Below are 22,273 nucleotides of genomic sequence, written 5' to 3' on the forward strand. Positions count from 1 at the left end.
GGAGGGATATTGAAAGATAAATATGTACTAGACATCTTCAGGGATCGATCTGCGATCCGGACTTTGAATATACTGGCCATATCACTCACCGTCCTGTCGTTCATCGCATTCTACCTGCTGGACCTGTTCCTGGCTGATGACGCAGGATCTGCCCTGATCGGAATGGAATCCTTCGGCATCATCGGTGCGGTCCTCCTGATCATGGCGATCCTGTTTGCAATCATCACTGTCCACGAAGGCATACATGGCTTGTTCTTCAAGTTATTCAATCCAAAAGGGAACGTCCGTTTCGGCTACACGTCAGGCATGTTCTATGCTGCAGCGCCGGGAGAGATATTTACTAGGCGGCAGTTTATGACCGTGATTCTGATGCCGTTCGTCATCATCACTTCCGTGTTGCTGATCATGATGTTCACAGTGCCCCACGGAGCCTATAAATATCTGCTGGCGCTCCACACGGGGGCGTGCGCAGGCGACTTCTACTACATATATCTTATAATGAAGCATCGGAATATGAAGTATGTGGAGGATACGGAAGTCGGCATGACGATGTATGAAGGCAATCCAGCAGATTCAAGATAGGAACGTCTGTTCGTTCTATGTTATAATTTAGGTAAATATTTTAAAATAGGTGGATGCTATGGAGAGAAGAATCATTCATATCGATATGGATGCTTTTTACGCCCAGGTGGAGCAGCGTGACAATCCGTCCTATCGGGGAAAACCGGTCATCGTCGGCGGAAAATCCGCAAGCCGGGGTGTAGTGGCGACAGCAAGCTATGAAGCGAGGAAATTCGGCGTGCATTCGGCGATGCCGACGAAGCAGGCCTACAAGCTCTGCCCTGACGGAATATATGTCAGGCCGCGATTCGACCAGTACAAGGCGGTTTCAAAGCAGATCATGGACATCTTCCTATCCTACACTGAAATAGTGGAGCCGCTTTCCCTGGACGAAGCATACCTGGACATCACCCACCTCGTTTCAAGGGAGCGCTCCGCCCAGTCGGTGGCATTGGATATACAGCGTGATATTTTTGATGCGACACGCCTGACATCATCAAGCGGCGTATCATACAATAAATACTTGGCCAAAATCGCCTCAGGCATGAACAAGCCTGCCGGGACGACGGTCATCCACTACGATAATGTACAGGACATCCTTTTTGGACTGGATATAGGAGATTTCCCGGGAGTGGGGCGTGTCACTGAAGAAAAGATGAAGTCACTGGATATCCATACGGGAGAGGAACTCTACCAATGGAGTGAAGCGGCCCTCATCGAGCAGTTCGGCAAGAAGGGGGCGAGCCTCCATCAGAAGGCCAGGGGCATCGGGACTTCCGAACTCAAGGTCGAAAGGGTCAGGAAATCAATCGGGAAAGAGACGACCTTCAACTATGACATCAATGAGGATGAGGAGATACTGAAGGTGATCGAAGAATTGTGCGGCAAGGTGAGCGCCCGGCTTGAGCTGCAGCAATTTGCCGGGAAGGTGGTCACCGTCAAGATGAAGACGGCTGATTATGTTTCGCACACTAGACAGATGATGACGAACAACCCGGTTTTTACGGAAGACGAGATATACCGTTACGCCTACAGCCTCTACCATGAACTGAAAGACCCCGATGTGCCCATAAGGCTCATCGGGGTGACTGTGTCCCAGCTCTCGGATAGGACGTATCGCAACTTGACGATATATGATTTCATGTAGTGCCGTCTTTCGGCCTGCTGTTGGTCTGCACCTTCTTATGGGTGCTGGAGCCGGCCTTGTGGTGCTGGACGATCATCTGATAGATGATGATGATTTCATAAAGCAGATGAATCTTGAAGGCATCCTGCTCATCATCCAAGCTCCTGATGTGACGTCTGATGAAACGGACAGCGGAATTGGTCATGGTCAATTCGTCCAGGTCACGGTTGAGGTAGTCGATGATCTCTTCCACTGCCGCCTTTTCCTGGGAAGTGAACTTCATGGAAATGTCTTCAGGCAGGTAGATCAGATTACCCAGATGCGTGAAGTACAGTTTCTTGAACTGGAGTTCGCGCTCGAGCTGGTTCATCAGGCGCATCTCTTCACGGTTTGATTTGTGGTAGCGGTACTCATCCTGCTGATATTTGAGCAGTTTTTCGGCCTCGGTGATGGCGTTCTGCACTTTGGTATAGGCCTTCTCACTTTTATCCGATTCATACTTTCCGGCCACCAGTTCCCCGAGCCTCTGGATGAGCAGGCTGTGGGTCTGCTTAGTCGAGGCTTTCGTGAGCGCCTCGATCTGGCCGGCATATTTCGGCGGCAATATGAGGAAGTTGACCAGAGTGCTGGTAGCCAGTCCGATGGTCGTGGTCGCCAGCCTGGAAAGGAAGTTGAAGACGTAGGCATCCTGTACAGAAGGGACCATGGCGACTGCAGTGATGGCTGCAACAAGGACACCTGAATGCAGGTTCAGCCGATAGGTGACAAGTATGGTCAGCGTCGCCGCCAGGGAGTAGGTGAAGGCATTCTCACCGAAGATGTACAGTGATGTCACCGCAATGAAGGCACCGATGATGGAGGCCGGGAAACGGACATACGCCTTCTTCAATGAAGCATAGGCCGTCGGCTCGATCGTCACGATGGCGGTGATGACGGCGAAGATCGGCGGCAGGTCAAGCGCCATGCATATCAGGGCTGTCAGAAAGGTTGAGAGTCCTGTTTTAATGATTCTTGGGCCAATGATTTTGCGGATGTCAAATTTCATATTCATGCTTCTTTCACTAATTTTAAGTATACGACTCTAGTATAGCATGAAGAGTTTGTTATAATAATCGATAGAAGAAAAATTTTTAAAGTAAGTAGGGTAGCAAATGATCATTAAAACTGATGAAGAAATGAAGCAGCTTGAAGAAATCGGACAGATTTGCGGCAAGGTGCTGAAGGAACTTGTAGAAACGACGAAAGTGGGGATGACCACTAAGGAAATCGATGAGCTGGGAGGCAGGCTCCTTGAAGAGATGGGCGCCGAGAGTGCCCCGATCAGTGAATACGAATTTCCAGGCCATACATGCATAAGCGTAAACGAAGAGGTGGCCCATGGCATCCCGGGCAGCCGCGTCATCAACGAAGGGGACATCGTCAATATAGATGTCTCCGCCAAGAAGAATGGCTATTTCGCAGATACAGGCCTTTCCTTCATCGCCGGCACTTCCACAGACCCATTGAAGCAGAAGGTCATCGATGTGTGTGAGGCATCTTTCGAAGAAGCACTGAAGAAGATCAAGCCCGGCACCAAGGTCAGCCAGATTGGACGTGCAGTGCACAAAGTGGCACGGCAGAACGGGCTCACGGTCATCAAGAATCTTACAGGACACGGTGTAGGAAGAAGTCTTCATGATGCACCGAAGCACATAATGAACTACTACGAGCCTGGAAATAGTGAGCTGCTGAAGGAAGGCATGGTCATCGCAGTGGAGCCGTTCATTTCCACGAAGGCCGCCTTTGTCACAGACGGCAAGAACGACTGGGCGTTTGAAACGAAGGACGGCAGCTATGTAGCCCAGAAGGAGCATACAATCGTCGTTACAAAGGAAGGTCCGAAACTGCTGACGCTGGTGGAGGACTAGAACGCAAAGAAGCGTGGCATACGATCGTATGCCACGCTTCTTTCCGTCGGACCGGCCGTCAGCCGGCTTCTTTATACTCTGGTGAAGCCTCGTTCTCTTCTGTTTGAGAAAGGGCTTCATCAGTTTCATCCGGCTGAGGAGCTTCAATCTCATGATGAAAGTCATCGAAGTAGTACATGAAGCCGCCACCGCCTTCGTTGATCATGCGGTCAATATCAACATTCCGACTACTTCTCCTGTCTCTATTCATCACTATCCCCTCCTTTATTTACATTATACACCTTTTAGGAGCGATTACAAACTATTAGACTGAATAATCAGACACTTTTAAGGTTGAAAAACCCCTCTACTGTAAAGTGAATTACAGTGGAGGGGATTGTTGTCTCTATTCTTCTTCATACCCGTTGATTACGAGGTCGACCTTCCCATTTGCAGGGTTGATGACCGTGCCGTGTATCGGCACATCCGGCACCATCAGCGGATGATGTTTGATCTTTCCAACACTTTCTGTGATGCTCTCCTCGACGCTGTCGAAGCCCTTCAGCCAATTTTTGATGTCTATATCCGAGTTTTCGAGGGTCTCGAAAGTCTCTTCCGTGATGCCGCGGGCTTTCATGTTGTCGATCATCGGCTCAGGCTTCAGGGCGCCGAACCCACAGTCGTGGTGGCCCATGACCATGACTTCATCTGCACCGAGCATATAGACCGCAACCAGTATACTCCGCATCGTACTGCCGTATGGATGGGAGATGACTGCACCTGCATTCTGTATGTGCTTGATGTCGCCATTCCTGAGGCCGAGGGCTTTGGTGGAAAGTTCCGTCAGCCGGGTGTCCATACAGGAAATCAGGACAAGCTTCTTGTCCGGTGATTTGTCGGTTACATACTTTTCGTATTCCTTGCTGTTTACAAACTGTTCGTTGAATTCAAGCAGATCATGCAGTAGACTCATTATTCGCAGTTTCCTCTCCTTGTTTCCTCATTGCCCGCTTATGCAGTATCGCATTGATCTGGGCGCCGAGTATGATGATGACTCCGGTGATATACAACCATAATATCAGAATGATGACGCCGGCGATACTGCCGTATGTTGCAGAATAGTTGCCGAAGTTGGAAATATAGAAACTGAAGCCCCATGATGCGACCAGGAATGCGATTGTCGTGAATAGGGCCCCCGGTATGACTGCTTTGACCTGCAGTTTGATGTTCGGCGCCGTCGTATAGATGACGACGAAGACGATGAACACGAGAAGTACTGGGAGCAGGCTTCTGACCCAGTTCCATATTACCTGGAACTGCTGATCGAGACCGATGACCCCGAACATCAGGTTACCAATCTGTTCACCAAACACGATGAGTACGAATGTAAGCAATACGGATACTGCCAGGATGATGGTGAATACTATGGAAAGCAGCTTGGCAACGACGAAGTTCCTGTTGTCTTCCACATCATAGGCGACGTTGAAGGCATTCATGAGTGCCGTCATACCGTTCGATGCGGACCACAGTGTCACCAGCAGACCCACTGAGAGCAGTCCGCCGTTAGAATTCTGCATAACGTCAGAAATTACGCCTTCAAGCATGCCGGCTATATCGGATGGTGCATAATCCTGGATGAACTGGGTGATCATCTGCTGGTCGATCTGGAATAGCGGGACCAACGTCAGCAGGAAGATCAGCAGCGGGAAGATCGCAAGCAGGAAGTAGTAGGCGAGCTGCGCCCCCATGCCGGATGTATTATCCTTTGAAAACTGGAATATAAGACTTTGGAAAAAATTAGGATTATCCTTGTGCTTTGCCGGCTTGTTGATTTTAGAGACATAGAATGTCTCATCCGGCTTCTTTGAGGCTTTGGATTTGAACTTTACATTATCGACGAACGTTTCGCCTTCTGCATTCTGTGACTTTTTCGCCTGGGATTCCTTGGATTCCTGTTTGGCCTGGTTCAAGTAATCCGAATTGGTCGGTTTATCAGCCATATCCTCACTCCTTTAAAAATAAAAGGGCCAACAGTCGTCAGCCCTTCCATGAATCATCAGTTCAACTGCTTCTGTTCACGCTTCTTCTGGAATGTATCTTTCGCATCCTTGATGGATTGTTCAAGTTCAGGGTTGTTCTGTCTGATCTCTTCAATTGTTTCCTTCCAGAACATGATTTCATCCTTGAGTCCTTCGATCTTGGATGGTTGACCGGAATCGGAGGAAAGTTTATTCTTCGCCTCATCCGGATTCTGTGCATAGTACTTCAGGTCCTTCGAACGGCTGAGTACGGATTGTCTTGTATTTTTGTCGATCAGGCTGAGTCCAGCACCTACGACTGCTCCAATGAGAACAGCGGGTATCAATTTGTTATCCATGTAGAATTCTCCTTTGTATGTGATTTATAGTTGCTTATAACCATTTTAAACTAACTTCAAACTTTATTCATCGAATAACTGAATTATAAATTTTATTATCATATGAACTTTGTTACTATTGTAATGTCATTTAATATATTGGTATGGAGGAATTCAAATGAACAAGGCGGATATGCTGAAAGAGATAGAAGAATCGCTGAATGTTGTAAACAAGGGGCTTTTCAATGCGGATGATTTCGACGATGGGAACACTGAGGAAATCCGGGAGATCCACGAGATGGTGACGGGCAGGAACCAGATAACGGCAATCGAGCAGTCGGCAATCATCGAAGAGCTTTCAAAACTGAGGAAATGAAGGAGAAATACATATGACACAATTTGAAGAGAAACTTGAAAAATATGCAGATCTGCTCGTGGACGTGGGACTCAATGTCCAGCCGGATGGCCGGGTATTCATCAGGGGGGCCCAGGACGCACTCCCGCTGATCAGACTCGTGACCGAGAAAGCCTACCAGAAAGGTGCAAAGGAAGTGAAGGTCGTCCTTTCCGATGACAGGCTGACGCAGCTGCATGCCAAAAACCAGTCCAAGGAGGAACTGAGCATGATCCACCAATGGGCCATAGATGAGCGGATGTTCTACTCGGATGAAAAGGCCGGGTTCCTGAGCATCACCTCCTCATCACCGGAACTGCTGAAGGATGTGGATCCGGAGAAGCTGCAGGCAATGCAGGTGGCTTCAGGCCGTGCTTTCAAAGATTTCTCGAACCGCATCCAGTCGGACTACCACAGCTGGTGTGTGGCAGGCTATCCGTCCGTCGAATGGGCAAGGCTGGTGTTCCCAGATAAGGATGATGAAGCGGCTGTTGAAGCACTGATGGACCTCATCTTCTATACCGTCCGTGCAGATGTCGACAATCCTGTAGCGGCATGGGAGCAGCATGATGCAACGCTCCACGAGAAGGTGGACTACCTGAATGCCAGGAAGTATAAGGCGCTCAGATATGAAGCACCAGGCACAGACCTCGTAATCGGTCTGCCAAAAGGCCATCTGTGGGCCGGCGCCTCCAGCCTGAATGCAGATGGTGAGAAGTTCATGGCGAACATGCCGACCGAAGAGGTGTTCAGTGTACCGGATCGCAACCGGGTGGACGGCTATGTATCCAATACGCTGCCGCTCAGCCATGGAGGCAATCTGATCGATGACTTCAAGCTGACATTCAAGGACGGCAGAGTCGTCGATTTCGAAGCGGGCAGAGGATATGAAGTGCTGAAGAACATACTGGATGCCGATGAAGGGGCAAGACACCTTGGAGAGGTGGCGCTGGTGCCTGATGATTCACCGATCTCCAATGCGGGTAAACTCTTCTACAACACACTGTTCGACGAAAATGCCTCATGTCACATCGCTCTCGGCAGTGCCTATGCTTTCTGTCTCGAAGGGGGCAAGTCCATGTCACGGGAAGAACTGGAGGCGGCGGGACTCAACGATTCTATCACGCACGTCGACTTCATGATCGGTTCCGACCAGCTGGACATATACGGCATCACTGAAGAGGGTACGGAAGAGAAAGTGTTTGAAAAAGGAAACTGGGCCTTTTAAATTATAGATAGTACAAGCGCGGCCTTTATGTTAAAATATAAGCAATAGGAAAAGTACCAATAGGAGGGTTTTTCATGAGCTTTGCAATGATGTTTCTCGTAATGCTGGCATTTCTTTTTGCCATCTTTGCATTTGCCCTGATCCTGCACCACTTCCTGTCCAAGGCGCTTCCAGGCAAGGATGCGATTGTGATCGATACACCGGAAGAGGCGCTGGAACGTCAGGACTAGCAGTTTCCAATAGAAGAAATCAGGAAGGGATAATGATTATCCCTTCCTTTTTAATGCCCAAAATGTGCTATTATAGTAGTGCTTGGAATGGAGGAAAAAATATGGAAAAGAAAATGTCGGAATCCTATACAGTCAAGACATCAAACGTCATGCCGCCGGATACGAACAATCATCATACATTGTACGGAGGCAGGCTGATGGCATACATAGATGACGTGGCAGCAATCGCTGCACGCCGTCATTCTCGTTCAAAGGTGGTGACCGCTTCAATCGACTCGGTCGATTTTCTGGAGCCGATCCATCTTGGGGACGTCGTCATCCTCGAGGCACTGGTGACCCATACGGGGAAATCCTCGATGGAAATTCTGGTCAAGGTTTCGAAGGAACAGCTAGAGAACGGTACAGAAAAGAAGCTTGCCGCCTTCAGCTTCCTTACATTCGTTGCGTTGGATGATGACCTCAAGCCTCTGGAAGTACCGACGCTCATCCCTGATAACGAGCGCTTGAAATGGCTCGATGAGACGGGGGAGGAACGTGCGGAGCACCGTCGCCATAGAAGGGAACGTTCGAAGGCATTGCGCGAGTTCTTTGCGACAGATCTTTTTGACTAGGGGGGATCGTATGCAGATAAAGAAAGTGGCGCTTCTGAAGAACAGTATGTATGAAATACACATGGATGACGACACTTCATTCAAGGCCCATGAGGAGTCGGTTGTGAAGTACCGGCTGATTCCGGAACGTATACTCGAAACGGGTGAGTACAATCAGGTGCTCGAAGCGATCCAGTATGACCAGGCATACGTCAAGGCACTCGGATACATCAGCTACAAACTGCGTTCCGAGTCGGAGATGAGGAAGTACCTGGCAGAGGACTACCATCCGGAAATGATCGACAGGACCATCCAGAGACTCAGGGAGGAAGGGTATGTCAATGATGCGCATTACGCCAAGGCCCTGAAGAATACGATGATTGCCACGACGGACAAAGGACCTTTCGCCCTGGAGCGGGAGCTGAAGAAGCACCGCATCGATGAGGCGGTCATCCGTGAGAATGTGGATGCCTTCAGCAGTGAAGTGGACGAAGAACGTATGAACAAGCTTAAAGACAAGCAGCTGAAAAGGCATAAGGGTGCCTATCGTCAGTTCAGGATGAAGCTGACTGAAAAACTGTACCAGAAAGGGTATGGCAAGGCTCATATCGACATGATCGATTTCGATGATGATTATGACGAAGCGGCGCATTTCGAAAAGGATTTTGAAAAGTACTTCAATAAATATCGGAAAAAGGAAACAGGCCATACCATAAAGCAGAAGCTGATACAGGCACTGATGAGAAAAGGGTATGGCTATGATCTGATCCAGGAAAAGTTAGGCGGTATAGATGATGAAACCTTTGAATACTATGACGAGACGTGAACTTGAAGCATATATTGCCGAGAAGCGCGAGGCAATGAGGAAGGCCGAGATGATGGGTGTGGAAAATGAATACAGGGTGCTTGAACGCCAGGTACTCATAGCAGAAAGCTATTTCATCGACCTCTCCCTGATCGAACCGGGGAAGATCTATAAGGTCATCAGCAATGAAGACCACTACTTCAAAGTGGAATACATCAAGGGCATCTTTGCCTGGGGGTTCTTCGTCGGAGGAGAAGAGAGAGAGACAGGCATTCCTGTCAGCATGCTGCAGTTGAACAAGAAGGGATGATCTGATGCAGAACATCATTCTACTCAGGGCACTGAACCTGACATATGCCAAGGAATCAAAAAAGTTCATGGACCGGATGCTGGGCAGGGAAGGCGGCCTTCTGCTCAAAGATGTCACCTTCCATCTCTATAAGGGGGAAGTGCTCGGCATCTTTTCGGACTACAGGACGCTGAACTACCTGAAGGAGATGGTCAACGGCAGCCTTGACCCCAAAAAGGGGCGGGTAAAGACGGACAGCTCGATCTTGAGCCTCGATGTGCTCGACCACATCAGCCATCCCCACCCATTGAACATCTTCGTTTCTGAGATGCTCGATGAATACATGCAGGCGGATGAGGCCGCTGAAGCGGTCGAGCAGCTCTGGTCCCATCCCCTGTTCAGGAAGTACTGGAATACACCGGTCAAGGAGATGACACGCAGGGAAATCGCCCTGGTCCTCCTCGAGATGTCCAACGTCTCGGACGCTGAAATCATCCTCTACTGTAACGTTTACCGGCACTTGGGAGCTCAGGATGCCGCGGTGTTCAAATCGACAATCAATGGGCAGGAAGAGAAGGGGCGTGGGGTGCTCCTGCTTGAGAGCAGCATGGAGCCGATCGAATCCCTCGCCAACTATTTCCTGTGGCTTAGCTATGGCCAGATACGCTACGACGGCAGCGTCAAGCAGGGCATCATGGAATATAATGCTTATATGAAAAAGAAGAGCCAGCTCAAAAGTGTGGACGAAGAAGCCCATTTTGATATCGAATGGAAACGGAATCTGGATTCGTCAGGGAAATATGCCCATGGGCTGAAGCGCCTGAGCCGCAAGCATTCGGGGCTCATCGACACCATGAACATGAGGAAGATCATCCTGTCCCTCATCCTGATGTTTACGATGCTTATGGCGAGCATCGTAATATTCATGGATATCTCCTTTACGGGTTCTGCCAATACCGGACAGGAGCAGACCGTGGCTGCTCCGGAAGAGGAAGAAGACAACCGCATCGCATATGCCGTGGTCACTGAAGAAAACCTCGAAGTGAATGGGGAAAACTATCCCTACCTGTCTCTGCTCCAGGTGAGCGACAGGTCAGGGGAGACGTACACCATACTGGATGATGGGACGCCTGTGGAGATGGACAGCTCGTCCTTCATATACTTCAACCCGGCAAGCCTGTACCCTGAAACGACGCTGGAAGCATTGCTGCCCTACACGGATGAAGTGTTCGAGAACAACTACCTCTATTATTCGAGGGTCCTCAACGGGGGAACGGAGAGGGTGACGGATGAGATGAACCTGTCCGCATCAAGCGCCAGGCATGCTGAACTCTCAGGCATACCGATCTCGTACCAGTTCAAAGACGGGATTATATTCTCGATGTCCTTCCCGGCCCGGGGTATGGAAGGGATGTACGAGGCATTCGGCATAACGACAGAAGATGTGATATTCAGGCTGCCCGAGGGCTATATGATACTCGATGCATCAAATCAGACATGGCTATATATACAGCGTTAGGAGAGGTGCTATGAATTACAAAATGAAATATCTGTTCCGCCACTTCTTCAAACAGACATCCTATTTCTCCACACACAACCTCACACCACTTCTGATCTATACGATCGGACTTGTGTTCCTGCTTGTGGCGATGGCACTGATGGATGCCGGGGAAGTCCTGGAGTATCTGTATGTACTGGTTGGGCTGGCGGCGGCCGTCTGGCTGTTCAGCATGACGGTACTGAACAAGAACACGGCATTCTATAAGGATTCGGTGCTGAAGGTGAACTACATCCCCCTTTATATGCGTATACTCCCGACCATCGTCTTCCAGACCTTCATCTTCCTCATGTTCGTTGTACTGTACAGTGCACTTGCGGCTCTGGTCATGGATGATTGGCTGATAGGCATATTCACATTGCTGTACTATGTACTGCTCGGGGTGCTCCTGATCATCCCATTCACACTGGTCTACCTTTCAGTGCAGATCGACAGGATAGGAAGTGTGAACATCATCGTGTTCATCATCCTGGTGGTTTCAGTGCCGATCCTTTATCTGCCGGAGAATATTCCTTCGTGGCTGCAGCACATGCTCAGCCTGAACCCGTTCTACTATGTCATCAACGGTCTCCAGTCGAATGCGGTGCATATTTCTTGGAACATCAACCGTCTTCCCAACGATGTCCTGTTCTTTGCGCAGATCATCTTCCTCTACATGTGGGTGTTCGAATACTACAGCAAGATGAAGTTTTCGATATATCACCATCTAAAAAAGCGACCGGGCGTATAGCCCAGTCGCTTTGTCTTTATATCAGCTGTCGAGCAGCTTCTTTTGGAGCTTGCTTTCAGAGAAGACCCACCCCGTATAGCTGTGCAGCACTTCATTGGTGTCCCTGTCCAGAAGCATGATGCATACGAATGGATAATGCCCCTCCTTCAGATATCTCAGGTCGATGTACCTGATCTCCTCCTGATCTTCGGATATCTCCTCGATTTCATATGTGTATATGGAGGAGAAGAAGGTGAAGGCCTTGAAGTTCGGGTCCTCCTTGATGCTTTGGAACTTCTCCTCATCCAACGGGCCGCTCTTGTTGAAGCGGTCATAGAACAGGATGTTCCCCCGGAAACTGCGGCCGACATAATAGGCTGTCTGCGTGACTACGACAATGCGCCATTCGAAGAAGTGGATCGTCGGCATGCAGAAGGTGCGGGTCACATATTCATTCGGCAGCTGCCTGTCGACCTTTGCAGTAATCGAACGCTGCATGAAGAACCTGACCACATAGTACATGAAGAGCACCAGGTAGAGGGCTAGGAACAGCGGCACCGGGTCCGCCCCAAAATACCATAGGATGAAATACAGCACATGCATGACGATGATCGGGATGTCCACCGTGTTGATGACGCTGAGCTGTATCCATGTATGGCTGATGGGCCGCATCGCCTGGGTGCCGTATGAATTGAATATATCGACAAATACATGCAGGAAGACTGCGAACTGTATCCACAAGTACATATTCAATGCAGGCAGGTCGAACAGAAGCACACTGAGTGCAGTAAGGAGTACCGGCCAGATGAAGAACGTAAATGGCAGGGAGTGGGTGATGCCCCGGTGATGGGTGATGTAGACTGCATTATTTTTCATCTTCATGACCGTGTCTATGTCAGGCACAAGGGATGCGCCGACTACAGTCGTGATGAAGCCGACGGAAATGGGGTCGATAGAAGGGTCTATTGCAGCAAGGCCGACGATTGTGCCCCCCATTAGTGTATGTGTTAAAGTATCCATGTTCATTCTCCCCATTCAAATGGAATATATCAAGCAGAGGAAGGTGTCATTCATGCTGAATAGTTCAGAATTCAATCATAATCTGTTGGCGTGGTATCAGGCCAACAAAAGGACATTGCCGTGGCGGCAGACCCGTGATCCCTATCTGATATGGCTGAGCGAAGTGATGCTCCAGCAGACTCAGGTCACTACTGTTATACCCTATTACGAGAAATTCATAACCAAATATCCGGATATAGACAGCATGGCGGAAGCGGATGAAGAAGCGCTGCTCAAGGACTGGGAGGGGCTCGGGTACTACAATAGGATCCGCAATTTCCAGGCTGCCGTGAAAGAGGTCCAAGAGCGCTATGATTCGACCGTCCCCGAGCAGCCGGAAGCATTCTTCTCGCTGAAGGGCGTGGGCCCCTATATTGGTGGTGCCGTGCAGAGCATCGCATTCAACCATCTGCTTGCTGCAGTGGATGGGAATGTATTGCGTGTCATCTCCCGGCTCGATGCCGATGATCGGGATATGACGAAGGCCTCCGTACAGAAGGACATCAAGAAGCGGATTGAAGAGATCATTCCGCTTGAAGCGGGTGACTTCAACCAGGCGTTGATGGAACTTGGAGCGACCATCTGCACCCCGCGGGCGCCCAAATGCATCATGTGTCCGGTGCAGGAGCATTGCGAGGCCTACAGCCGGAACATCGTATCGGAGCTGCCGGTCAAGAAGAAGGCGAAAAGGAAGAATGAACTTTTCTATAATGTATATTTCATCCTCAACGACCGGAATGAGATACTGCTGAGGAAACAGGAAGGCACACTGCTGCAGGGCATGTATGAACTGCCGAAATATGATGTTGATACGTCAATCGAGTCGATGGAGGAGGATCTCGGGCTGACGATCGATACATCCGGCCTTCACATCGGCAGCGGAAAGCATGTATTCACCCACCAGGTCTGGTATATGGAGGGGTATATGCTCCATACACGCGACCAGCATCCGGACTTCGTCCCCCTGGAGGCGGTCGAGGGGCTGCCGATGAGCCGGGCGATGCAGAAGATATACGGGCAGTTTGAAGTCTCGGACGAAAGAATGTGAATATATTCCCACCTATGATATAATATAAAAGTATTATTTTAAAGGTGGTGTGGAATATGGGTTTGGAATCCATACCGAAAGAAGGCAGCAAGGTTAAGATACAGAGCTATAAGCATGACGGAAGCATCCACCGTGTGTGGTCCGAGACGACCATACTCAAAGGGACGGACCATGTCGTCATCGGCGGGAACAACCGGACACTCGTCACGGAAAGTGATGGACGCACCTGGGTCACCCGGGAACCGGCGATCGTCTATTTCCATGTCGACTACTGGTTCAATGTCATCTGCATGTTCAGGGAAGATGGGGTGTACTACTACTGTAATCTGTCATCCCCTTTCATCTATGATGAGGAAGCATTGAAATACATCGACTATGACCTCGACATCAAGGTCTATCCGGATGGCAAATATCATCTGCTCGATGAAGATGAATACAAGCTTCACAAGAGCCGCATGAAATATCCGGAGGATATCGACAAGATACTCAGGCATAATGTGGATGTGCTTCAGCAGTGGATCGAAAGGAAAAAGGGGCCGTTTGCTCCGGACTTCATAAAAGTCTGGCAGGGCCGTTTCAATAATGATTACAAATCATACTAAAGATCAATCAACTTAACCGGTTGGTTGTTTTTTATGTAAGAAAAGGAAGTTTTTTGTGTGATTAGACGTTATATGCAATTCGTCAAACCCTATAAATGGCTGATCATATTGACGATCATCATCGGTATACTGAAGTTCGGCATCCCGTTGCTGCTGCCGCTTCTGATCAAGTATACGATCGATGACATCATCATGCCTGACGGGCTGACGACCGAAGCCAGGGTGAATATGCTGATTCAGGTGCTCCTGATCTTCTCCTTCATATTCGTCATCATCAGGCCGCCTGTCGAATACTTCAGGCAGTATCTGGCCCAATGGACGAGCAACAAGATACTCTATGATATAAGGAAGAAGATGTACGGGCACCTGCAGATGCTGAGTGCAAAATTCTATTCCAACAGTAAAGTGGGGGAGATCATCTCCCGCGTCATCAACGACGTTGAACAGACGAAGGATTTCATCATGACGGGGCTGATGAACATATGGCTCGATCTGGTGACGATCATCATCGCGCTTGCGATCATGTTCTCGCTGAACGGCGAATTGACTCTGGTGTCGATCATCGTCTTCCCGTTCTACATCTTCGGCGTATGGTATTTCTTCGGCAGGCTGCGCAGCCTCACCAGGCAGAGATCCCAGGCACTTGCGGAAGTCCAGGGCTTCCTGCATGAGCGCATACAGGGCATCAATGTCATCAAAAGTTTTGCTGTGGAGAATCATGCTGCAGAGCACTTCAACAAGCGCAACGGTAATTTTCTGAACAAGGCGACGGACCACGCCAAGTGGACCGCCAGAAGCTTCTCGGTCGTCAATACGATCACCGATATCGGTCCATTGCTCGTCGTCGGTTATGGTGCCTACCAGGTCATCCAGGGCAACCTGACAGTCGGGACGCTGGCTGCGTTCATCGCCTATCTCGACAGGCTGTATGGCCCATTGCGCAGACTCGTGTCCTCTTCCACGACGCTGACGCAGAGCATCGCATCGATGGATAGGGTATTCGATTTGTTCGATGAGAAATATGATGTCAAAGATCGTCCAGGCGCCCGTGACCTGACGCATACCGACGGCAACCTGGAATTCAGGGACGTCGGCTTCGGATACAATGGCGAAGACACGAGTGCGCTCAAACATATCAACTTTGACGTCAAAAGCGGAGAGACAGTCGCATTCGTCGGCATGAGCGGGGGCGGCAAGTCCACACTGGTTACGCTCATACCGAGGTTCTATGATGTCACCACGGGAAAAGTCATGCTCGATGGGACGGATATCAGGGACTATACGATCGAATCCTTGAGGAATAATGTCGGACTCGTCATGCAGGATAATATCCTGTTCTCCGACACGATCAGGGAGAACATCCTGCTTGCCCGTCCTGAAGCGACGGAAGAGGAAATGATAGGGGCTGCCAAACGGGCGAACGCCCACGATTTCATCATGGAACTCCCTGAAGGATATGATACTGAGGTTGGCGAACGCGGTGTCAAACTCTCGGGCGGACAGAAGCAGCGGATTGCGATTGCACGGGTCTTCCTGAAGAATCCACCGATCCTGATCCTTGATGAGGCGACGAGTGCACTAGACCTCGAGAGTGAGAGCATCATACAGGATACGCTGCTCGAGCTCTCCGAGAACCGGACGACGATCGTCGTTGCCCACAGGCTCTCGACGATCACCCATGCGGATCGCATATTCGTCATGGTGGATGGTCAGATCCAGGAATCCGGGCCGCATTCGGAACTGATGAAGAAAAAAGGCGAATACTACAAACTCTATAGTATCCAGAATCTATAAGTAAAGGGTGTCATCATGACAGAGGCATTGGATATAGGATTTTTGGCTGATGATACACTGGATGCCGCAAGAAGGCTGCTTGGTATCGAGATCATCACCTGTATCGACGGTGTAGAGACGAGCGGGTTCATCACAGAAGTCGAAGCCTACCTCGGTGTAGATGATCGTGCTGCGCATACATTCGGCGGAAGGAAGAACAAGAAGAACAGCATGATGTTCAACGACTTCGGCCATCTCTATGTATATACGATGCACGGCCACCACTGCATGAACATACTGACGAAAGAAAAGACGCATCCGGAAGGGGTCCTCATCCGGGGAATCGAGCCCCATATCGGCAGGGATGTCATGATCGAAAGGCGGGGGCGCGAAACCGGCCTTACGGATGGACCGGGCAAGTTGACCAAGTCTCTCGGTGTCCGGCGCGAATTCCATAACGGCATGGAACTGAACAATGGCATCCTAACCCTCAGGCCGGGCAGGGCCCCGCGTGAAATTGAGGCGACGAAACGGATAGGCATCGACAACAAAGAGGAAGCGGTGCATTATCCATACCGCTTCATCGTCAAAGGCAACCCGCATGTCAGCAGATTCCGCGGACGGCCGGCGGAGAACAACGGCTGGAAATAGAACAGGCGCAGGGAAATCCCCTGCGCCTGTTTTCTATATATCCAGTGTTTCATCCTGTATATTGATCTTGTTCTTATCCGCATGGAAACGGAAGAAGCTTGATGCGAGCCGGTCGAGGCGGTCCAATGAATTGGAGTATTCGTGTATGGCTGAGATGAATTCCAGTATGTTCTCGTACTGGATCTTCTCCTCGGGGGTTTCCGCTTCATAATAGAGGCGGACGAAATCATCCATCATGGAGTGCTCGAATTGCTCATCGTTATCATAGGTTTCAAATGCGGCTTCGGGCCTGATCTTTTCAGTAATCTTCATGAAGATCTGTTCATGGTAGGCCATGAGCTGGTCCATCTCATGTCTAATCCGGTACTTGAAGTCATCATCCAGATGGTTGTAGTCATTTTCATACCGGTTCAGCTTCCTCAGCAACTCAAATGCCCGGCGGGTCGAGGCGATCAGATGCCTGAACAGGATCTTGCGCCGTGCGTCGGCAAAGCTGCTCCGCTTGAAGTAGTTCTTCTCCTCCCGGTACCAAAGATACATCGTCTCCAGGGTGACGACGCGTGTCCGCAGCGATTCGATATCTTTTTTGACGATCTGGTATTCGCTGACGGCGTTCAGTTCGAGCCGTATCCATTTGAATATGTCACTCGTGATGTTGAAGCAGTTGTGGTACATCTTCGTTTCATACTTCGGTGGAATGAACAGCAGGTTCACCACGAGGGACGACAGCACCCCGATCATGACGAGTGAAAATCGGATGCCGGCCGCTTCCAGAAAGTCCATGGTTGTAGAATTTTCCATGAGGGTCGGTGCGTCCATTATGGCAATCATCGTCACGACAGCCAGGGTGGATACGCTCTGCAGATTGAAGAACAATAGTATGGCGAGCACCAGAATGACCGTCAGACCGATGACGATGACATTATTGCCGAAGAGCAGTACCATGACGATGGCTGATACGGCCCCGAGAGCATTGCCCTGGAACTGCTCCCAAGTCCTCATGACAGACCGGTGCACATTCGGCTGCAGGGCAAACACTGCAGCGATGGCAGCGATGAGCGAAGGCTCGAGACCCAGCAGGTTGGTGATGAATAATGTAAGTACGACTGTTACACCGGTTTTGAATACTCTAGCACCAAATCGCATGGCACCATCTCCTAAAATTCATTTTTGAATACTTCCTCCACAATGGACAGTGTTTCTTTGATATCCTCTTCGGTATGCTCCGTCGTCAGGAACCAGGCTTCATATTTTGAAGGAGCGATGTTTATGCCGCGCCTGATCAGACCGTTGAAGAATTTGGCGAACTGTTCCCCGTCGCTTGCTTCAGCCATTGTATAATTGGTGACCGTCTCATCGGTGAAATAGATCGTCAATGCACCGACAAGGCGGTTTATCGTTGCCTTAATACTATATTTATTTATCAACTCTATCAACCCGTCTTCGAGCATGCCGCCGAGACGCTCCATTTCACTATAGACGCCGGGCTTCTCGAGCACTTCAAGGCAGGCGATGCCCGCGGCCATGCTGAGGGGATTGCCCGCCATGGTGCCGGCCTGATAGGCGGGACCGAGCGGGGCGACGCTTTCCATGATGTCCCTGCGGCCGCCATAGGCACCGATCGGTGTGCCGCCGCCGATGATCTTGCCGAGCGCAGTCAGGTCCGGCTCGACACCGAGCAGATTCTGGGCGCCTCCATACATGAAGCGGAAAGCGGTGATGACTTCATCATAGATGACGAGGGATCCGTTATCGTGCGCAATGTCGTTCACTGCTTCCAAAAAGCCTTCCATCGGTTCCACGATGCCGAAGTTGCCTACGATCGGTTCGACGAGGACTGCTGCTATTTCGTCACCAAAGTGGGAAATGGCCGTCTTGAAGTCCTCCAGATCATTGAAGGGCACTGTGATGACATCCTCCGCAACCCCCTTCGGGACACCCGCTGAATCCGGCGTGCCGAGCTGGGACGGGCCGCTCCCCGCTGCAACGAGCACAAGGTCGGAGTGGCCGTGATAGCACCCTTCAAATTTGAGTATCTTGTTTCTGGATGTGTAGGCCCTGGCCACCCGGATCGTCGTCATCACAGCTTCAGTTCCCGAGTTGACGAATCTGACACGTTCAAGGGAGGGGATTGCATCCCTGAGCTTGTTGGCAAAGTCGATTTCGAGTTCCGTCGGCGCACCATACAGTATGCCCTTGCTGCTCTGTTCCGCAATCGCCTCGTGGATGCGCGGGTGGGCATGCCCGGTGATGATCGGTCCATACGCCGCCAAGTAGTCGATATAGCGGTTGCCGTCCACATCGTAGAAATGGGCACCTTCACCCCTGTCCATGACGACCGGCGCACCGCCGCCCACAGCTTTATATGATCGGGAAGGGGAATTCACTCCACCGAGTATCACATCTTCTGCCTGAGTTTGAAGTGTTCGAGATTTTTCATGACTGTACATATTTCCCATCCTTTGGTCAGTAATTTTTCACAATGAGTATTCTACCACATCCAGGGAACATAATTAAGGAAGATCCTACTATTGAGAGCGGGACGTAAGTTGGGTATCATCAATATATATGCATATACAATCAAGGAGGCAGACAAATGGAGAAATTCCCGGAATTTGAACTAGAAAATCAGGATGGGGAGAAAGTCGGCAATAAGGATTTTGAAGGAAAGACGGTCATCTATTTCTATCCGAAAGACAATACACCTGGATGCACCACCCAGGCATGCGACCTGAGGGACAACCTGGGTCACCTGAATGAACTTGGCGTGAAGGTGTATGGCGTAAATGGCGATTCCAAAAGGAAGCACAAGAACTTCATAGAGAAGAATGATCTGAATTTCGACCTTCTGGTCGATGAGGACTTCGGGCTTGCCGAGTCACTCGGCGTCTATAGGATGAAGAAAGTATTCGGCAAGGAATCCAAAGGCATCGTCAGAACGACATTCCTGGTCGATGAAGCCAGCAATATCCTGAAAAGGTGGGATAATGTCAAGGCGAAGGACCACATCGATGAATTGAAGACTTATCTGGAAGAGGAAGCATAGGATGAAGAACATATTATCGACAGTCAACCTGAAGCCGCATATGATCGAGTACATCAATGAGCATCACCCGGATATGGAGTACCGTTTCTCAAAGACAAGGGATCTTACGGAAGCGGACAAGGAGTGGTGCGAGATCTTCGTCACCTACGGTTCCAATTTCGACAGGGAGGATGTCGACCTCTACAAAAACCTGGAATGGATGATGGTCATGAGCGCTGGGCTTGATGATCTGCCGCTCGATGCCTTGGAACATGTGCATATCACGAACGCCAAAGGCATCCATAAGATACAGATGACCGAGTATACTGTCGGCCTGCTGCTCGACTTCCATAAGGACTTCCACCAGTTGAAGGTCGATCAGGAGAATGCCCACTGGAGGAAGAACGCACGGACCGAGGAGATATATGAAAAGACCGTCCACATCCTCGGCACCGGGAGCATCGGTGCGCACTTGGCCAAAGTGCTTCAGGCATTCGGCACCCAGGTGGCCGGCTATAACACGACGGGGCATGCAGTGGAAGGGTTCCACCACACCTATGCCATCAGTGCGCTCGATGACCATATCGGTGAAGCGGACATCGTCATCAACATCCTGCCGAGCACCGATAAGACGCGGGGACTGCTTGATGCCGACTTTTTTGGTAGAATGAAGGAAACAGCAGTCTTCGTCAACATCGGACGCGGGGACATCATGACCGATGAAACGATATCCCATGTGCTGGAAGCAGGCATGATACGCCATATGATCCTCGATGTATTCAATCAGGAGCCACTTCCGGAGGACCATATCTTCTATACGTATGATAATCTGACGATTACACCGCATGCTTCATCGAAGACGGAAGGGTACTTGAAGCGGGGATTTGAAATATTCGCCCACAATCTTCAGTATATAGAAGAAAAGGGATCGATGATGAATATCATTGATAATAGCAGGGGATATTGATGGAAAGTGATTTGACAAACAATTTCAGTACAAAGTACAATATTCATATTACAGTAGTCTGCTAGAGAAGGAAGGTATCAATATGAAGATGATGGATGCCCATGACCAGTTCACTGAATCGATCAATGCGCTGAAGAAGACTGGTGTTCGCATTACGCCGCAGAGGAAAGCAGTGCTCAGGTACATGATAGAAACAGAAGAACATCCGACTGCTGATGATATTTTCAAAGCGCTTTCTAATGAATATCCAAATATGAGTGTGGCCACTATATATAATAACCTGAAGCTCTTCAAAGAGACGGGGTTGGTAAAAGAACTCACATACGGTGACGCTTCAAGCCGTTTCGACTTCATTACAGATACGCATTATCATATCATCTGCAGCGAATGCGGAAAGATCACGGATTTCCACTATCCGGGCCTGGAGGAAGTGGAACATCTCGCAGGTTCAGTGACATCCTACGATGTCAGCCACCACAGGCTAGAAATCTATGGCGTGTGTCCGGAATGTCGGAGTGCGGAATGAGCCAAAAAGAAAATGAGCAGGGGGATCATCCCCCTGCTCATTTTTCGTTCTCGGCATTCTTTTCGTCAATTGCCTTTTTCCTTCGGTGTTCAACATTGTAGTCGAGGGAGAATTCCTCACCCTCTAGCTCCTTGTCGATGGTCAGCGGTTCCTTGCAGTGCTGGCAGAAATCGACGTGACCCAATATTTTCGTATGCTTTTCGCAGTTCGGGCACTGCACAGTGACAGCACGCGTGCTGATGAGTCCCACCCAGAAGTAGATGACGAAGCTCAGAAGGATGGGTAGCAATCCTATAAGAAGGAATATGCTGAACAGCCATTGGTACTCACGGAAGAATACACCGAGGTACATTATTCCCATACCTATAAAAATCAGGGCCAGTGCATAGCCACGGATACGCAGTATTTTGTTTCCTGGTTTTTTCATAAAACATTTCACCTCTGAAATTCATTATATACAAGTTATGGCATTTATGATAATCTAATATTTAGCATTTGGTGAACAACACGGCACAGATAAAACGAATTAAAAAAGTTTTCGAAAGTCGTTGACATCGGATAGCCAACTTGGTATGATATAAAGGTCGCTGATTTGGGAAACACAACAGCAGCCGACAAGGGCAACAAAACATTTTATTTCAAAAAAATGTTCGAAAGTGTAAAATTAACGCTTGAATAGTTTTGAGAAGTAAGGTAGTATTATAAGAGTGATTTCGAGAGAACATTGAAAACTGAATGACAATATGTCAACGTTAATTCCGATAAAACGAATGCTACGGCATTCACTTGGGCGACAAGTAAAACCGCAACGGAGTCAGAGAACTTCCAATTATGGAGAGTTTGATCCTGGCTCAGGATGAACGCTGGCGGCGTGCCTAATACATGCAAGT

General features: G+C 49.6%; 27 protein-coding genes and 1 rRNA gene. 19 read left to right on the top strand and 9 right to left on the bottom strand.

Annotation, left to right across the window (positions count from 1 at the left end; all coding sequences use genetic code 11):
• Positions 1-9 precede the first annotated feature (9 nt).
• Complete coding sequence (locus tag LLU09_RS10735; protein WP_228311736.1) at positions 10-582, top strand: DUF3267 domain-containing protein; 573 nt, start codon at positions 10-12, stop codon at positions 580-582.
• A gap of 58 nt (positions 583-640) precedes the next feature.
• Positions 641-1,708: a DNA polymerase IV gene (gene dinB / locus LLU09_RS10740; protein WP_222998355.1), complete on the top strand. Its 1,068-nt coding sequence runs from the start codon at positions 641-643 to the stop codon at positions 1,706-1,708.
• On the opposite strand, the gene LLU09_RS10745 is transcribed toward dinB, so the two are convergent.
• Positions 1,701-2,732: an FUSC family protein gene (locus tag LLU09_RS10745; RefSeq protein ID WP_228311737.1), complete on the bottom strand. Its 1,032-nt coding sequence runs from the start codon at positions 2,730-2,732 to the stop codon at positions 1,701-1,703. The two genes, dinB and LLU09_RS10745, sit on opposite strands and share 8 nt — an antisense overlap.
• A 106-nt stretch (positions 2,733-2,838) precedes the next feature.
• Between LLU09_RS10745 and map the strand changes: the two genes are divergently transcribed.
• Complete coding sequence (gene map, locus LLU09_RS10750) at positions 2,839-3,594, top strand: type I methionyl aminopeptidase (RefSeq protein WP_228311738.1); 756 nt, start codon at positions 2,839-2,841, stop codon at positions 3,592-3,594.
• Between the two features lie 58 nt (positions 3,595-3,652).
• Here map and LLU09_RS10755 read toward each other — a convergent pair whose 3' ends face one another.
• The 4 genes from LLU09_RS10755 to LLU09_RS10770 all read right to left on the bottom strand — a co-directional run bounded on the left by LLU09_RS10755 (position 3,653) and on the right by LLU09_RS10770 (position 5,950).
• Positions 3,653-3,844: a hypothetical protein gene (locus tag LLU09_RS10755; RefSeq protein ID WP_228311739.1), complete on the bottom strand. Its 192-nt coding sequence runs from the start codon at positions 3,842-3,844 to the stop codon at positions 3,653-3,655.
• Positions 3,845-3,979: 135 nt separating this feature from the next.
• Positions 3,980-4,546: a beta-class carbonic anhydrase gene (locus tag LLU09_RS10760; protein ID WP_228311740.1), complete on the bottom strand. Its 567-nt coding sequence runs from the start codon at positions 4,544-4,546 to the stop codon at positions 3,980-3,982.
• Entirely contained in the window at positions 4,530-5,573 is a 1,044-nt protein-coding gene (locus LLU09_RS10765) for a YihY/virulence factor BrkB family protein (RefSeq protein ID WP_228311741.1), read from the bottom strand. Before LLU09_RS10765 ends, LLU09_RS10760 begins: the two co-directional genes overlap by 17 nt.
• Positions 5,574-5,629: 56 nt before the next feature.
• Positions 5,630-5,950, bottom strand: coding sequence for a YtxH domain-containing protein (locus LLU09_RS10770; RefSeq protein WP_228311742.1), 321 nt, complete (start codon positions 5,948-5,950; stop codon positions 5,630-5,632).
• 157 nt (positions 5,951-6,107) lie between these two features.
• On the opposite strand from LLU09_RS10770, the gene LLU09_RS10775 reads away from it, so the two are divergent.
• The 8 genes from LLU09_RS10775 (at position 6,108) to LLU09_RS10810 (ending at position 11,753) form a co-directional block, all read left to right on the top strand.
• The gene (locus LLU09_RS10775; protein WP_040106375.1) at positions 6,108-6,305 is read left to right on the top strand and encodes a DUF1128 family protein; all 198 of its coding nucleotides are present in this window, start codon (positions 6,108-6,110) and stop codon (positions 6,303-6,305) included.
• A 13-nt stretch (positions 6,306-6,318) separates the two neighbouring features.
• Positions 6,319-7,551, top strand: a complete 1,233-nt coding sequence (locus tag LLU09_RS10780) for an aminopeptidase (RefSeq protein WP_228311743.1) — start codon at positions 6,319-6,321, stop codon at positions 7,549-7,551.
• A 74-nt stretch (positions 7,552-7,625) separates the two neighbouring features.
• Positions 7,626-7,781, top strand: coding sequence for a hypothetical protein (locus LLU09_RS10785; protein ID WP_175288352.1), 156 nt, complete (start codon positions 7,626-7,628; stop codon positions 7,779-7,781).
• Positions 7,782-7,882: 101 nt separating this feature from the next.
• On the top strand, positions 7,883-8,392 hold the full coding sequence (locus LLU09_RS10790) for an acyl-CoA thioesterase (RefSeq protein WP_040106373.1): 510 nt from the start codon (positions 7,883-7,885) through the stop codon (positions 8,390-8,392).
• A gap of 10 nt (positions 8,393-8,402) precedes the next feature.
• Complete coding sequence (locus LLU09_RS10795) at positions 8,403-9,197, top strand: RecX family transcriptional regulator (RefSeq protein WP_228311744.1); 795 nt, start codon at positions 8,403-8,405, stop codon at positions 9,195-9,197.
• Complete coding sequence (locus tag LLU09_RS10800) at positions 9,166-9,486, top strand: YfhH family protein (RefSeq protein WP_370632506.1); 321 nt, start codon at positions 9,166-9,168, stop codon at positions 9,484-9,486. Before LLU09_RS10795 ends, LLU09_RS10800 begins: the two co-directional genes overlap by 32 nt.
• Positions 9,487-9,490: 4 nt before the next feature.
• Entirely contained in the window at positions 9,491-10,984 is a 1,494-nt protein-coding gene (locus LLU09_RS10805) for a hypothetical protein (protein ID WP_228311746.1), read from the top strand.
• Between the two features lie 10 nt (positions 10,985-10,994).
• Positions 10,995-11,753 (top strand): hypothetical protein, encoded by a 759-nt coding sequence (locus tag LLU09_RS10810; protein ID WP_228311747.1) that lies wholly within the window; start codon positions 10,995-10,997, stop codon positions 11,751-11,753.
• A gap of 21 nt (positions 11,754-11,774) precedes the next feature.
• Here LLU09_RS10810 and LLU09_RS10815 read toward each other — a convergent pair whose 3' ends face one another.
• On the bottom strand, positions 11,775-12,752 hold the full coding sequence (locus tag LLU09_RS10815) for a metal-dependent hydrolase (protein ID WP_228311748.1): 978 nt from the start codon (positions 12,750-12,752) through the stop codon (positions 11,775-11,777).
• 52 nt (positions 12,753-12,804) lie between these two features.
• Between LLU09_RS10815 and mutY the strand changes: the two genes are divergently transcribed.
• The 4 genes from mutY to LLU09_RS10835 are packed head-to-tail and all read left to right on the top strand — an operon-like array spanning position 12,805 to position 16,865.
• Positions 12,805-13,839, top strand: a complete 1,035-nt coding sequence (gene mutY / locus LLU09_RS10820) for an A/G-specific adenine glycosylase (protein ID WP_228311749.1) — start codon at positions 12,805-12,807, stop codon at positions 13,837-13,839.
• 56 nt (positions 13,840-13,895) lie between these two features.
• Complete coding sequence (gene ntdP / locus LLU09_RS10825; protein ID WP_040106366.1) at positions 13,896-14,441, top strand: nucleoside tri-diphosphate phosphatase; 546 nt, start codon at positions 13,896-13,898, stop codon at positions 14,439-14,441.
• A gap of 57 nt (positions 14,442-14,498) precedes the next feature.
• Positions 14,499-16,235 (top strand): ABC transporter ATP-binding protein, encoded by a 1,737-nt coding sequence (locus LLU09_RS10830; protein WP_228311750.1) that lies wholly within the window; start codon positions 14,499-14,501, stop codon positions 16,233-16,235.
• Between the two features lie 15 nt (positions 16,236-16,250).
• Positions 16,251-16,865, top strand: coding sequence for a DNA-3-methyladenine glycosylase (locus LLU09_RS10835; RefSeq protein ID WP_228311751.1), 615 nt, complete (start codon positions 16,251-16,253; stop codon positions 16,863-16,865).
• 33 nt (positions 16,866-16,898) lie between these two features.
• Here the strand turns inward: LLU09_RS10835 and LLU09_RS10840 are convergent, their stop codons facing one another.
• Positions 16,899-18,011: an FUSC family protein gene (locus LLU09_RS10840; protein ID WP_175288343.1), complete on the bottom strand. Its 1,113-nt coding sequence runs from the start codon at positions 18,009-18,011 to the stop codon at positions 16,899-16,901.
• Between the two features lie 11 nt (positions 18,012-18,022).
• The gene (locus tag LLU09_RS10845) at positions 18,023-19,315 is read right to left on the bottom strand and encodes a glutamate-1-semialdehyde 2,1-aminomutase (RefSeq protein ID WP_228311752.1); all 1,293 of its coding nucleotides are present in this window, start codon (positions 19,313-19,315) and stop codon (positions 18,023-18,025) included.
• 146 nt (positions 19,316-19,461) lie between these two features.
• Here LLU09_RS10845 and bcp point away from each other — a divergent pair, with 146 nt between their 5' ends.
• The 3 genes from bcp (at position 19,462) to perR (ending at position 21,383) form a co-directional block, all read left to right on the top strand.
• A complete protein-coding gene (gene bcp / locus LLU09_RS10850; RefSeq protein WP_040106361.1) occupies positions 19,462-19,911 on the top strand; it encodes a thioredoxin-dependent thiol peroxidase in 450 nt (149 codons plus the stop codon).
• A 1-nt stretch (position 19,912) separates the two neighbouring features.
• On the top strand, positions 19,913-20,857 hold the full coding sequence (locus LLU09_RS10855; protein WP_228311753.1) for a D-2-hydroxyacid dehydrogenase: 945 nt from the start codon (positions 19,913-19,915) through the stop codon (positions 20,855-20,857).
• A gap of 82 nt (positions 20,858-20,939) precedes the next feature.
• Positions 20,940-21,383: a peroxide-responsive transcriptional repressor PerR gene (gene perR / locus LLU09_RS10860; RefSeq protein ID WP_304612940.1), complete on the top strand. Its 444-nt coding sequence runs from the start codon at positions 20,940-20,942 to the stop codon at positions 21,381-21,383.
• Positions 21,384-21,420: 37 nt separating this feature from the next.
• Here the strand turns inward: perR and LLU09_RS10865 are convergent, their stop codons facing one another.
• Entirely contained in the window at positions 21,421-21,810 is a 390-nt protein-coding gene (locus tag LLU09_RS10865; protein ID WP_228311754.1) for a YgzB family protein, read from the bottom strand.
• A gap of 401 nt (positions 21,811-22,211) precedes the next feature.
• On the opposite strand from LLU09_RS10865, the gene LLU09_RS10870 reads away from it, so the two are divergent.
• Positions 22,212-22,273: ribosomal RNA gene (locus LLU09_RS10870) — 16S ribosomal RNA — on the top strand; the annotation flags it as partial.

The organism is Salinicoccus sp. RF5 (assembly GCF_020786625.1).
Lineage (GTDB): Bacteria > Bacillota > Bacilli > Staphylococcales > Salinicoccaceae > Salinicoccus.